The following is an 856-nucleotide window of genomic DNA, read 5'->3' as shown; positions in this document are numbered from 1 at the left end:
TCTTTGTCGTTTAAACGAACGAGCGTCAAAGATTTCGAATAATGCAGGGCGGCATTGTCTGGAAGGCGTTCAATCGCTTTATCTAGTGTATCAATCGCTTCTTGCTCACGTTGCTGCGCGCGGTAATTGTCGGCTAAGTTCAGCCAAACATCTGGGTTTTCCGGCATTTTGGATAACAATGCTTGATAGATATCGTCCGCTTGTTTCCAGTTTTCATGCCAGCGATACACATCGGCTAACAGCAATTGGGTGTTGTTATCCGTTCCGCTCTTTAAACTCGCTAAAAGCTCGTCCACAGGCTTTTCTATCGCTGGTCTTTGCGCTTCTGTCAAAACAGAATAGTCACGCACTAAGTTCAGTGCTGCCGCAATACGCACGGAAGAGGATTCGTCTTTAAGTAGTGGTTCCACCATGCGCCAGCGGTTTTCGATCGCGTAAGGTTGCGCGCCGACTATCGCAGCTTCGCGAATTGCCGCGTCTTTATCTTGTAAACCTCGAGCAACAGCCACCAGAGCATTCTGGTTTGGGTAATTACCCAGTTCGCGCAGCGCTTGAACACGTTGTTCGGTCGGCAACTTTTGGTCTTGGGCTTGATAAGCGAGCTTAGAAATCACTTGCTGCGGCGTTGGTTGTTGCACTTGCTCTGCCGCCGTCGGCTGAGCTTGCGTTTGTTCCGTCGGCGTTTGCGCCATAACAGAATGATTAATGACCGCGCCTAATGTGACCGCCAATAACGACTTAGAAAGTATCTTCACTTTGTTCGGTCGACGTTTGCGCGATGCCAAACACGGTGTCTTTAACAGGGGGGCTTCTGTAGACAATGACATACCAATTCCTCAAAATTTTGTTTCGAATA

1 protein-coding gene is annotated in these 856 nt (G+C 48.6%); it reads right to left on the bottom strand.

Annotated features, from left to right (window positions below; translation table 11 throughout):
• Window positions 1-827: tetratricopeptide repeat protein (locus tag R8O11_RS26295; RefSeq protein WP_318194751.1), on the bottom strand; the 827-nt coding region annotated here is incomplete at its 3' end.
• Between the last annotated feature and the right edge of the window lie 29 nt (window positions 828-856).

Source organism: Vibrio sp. 1288 (assembly GCF_033344475.1).
This window is presented reverse-complemented; position numbering and strand designations above follow the sequence as displayed.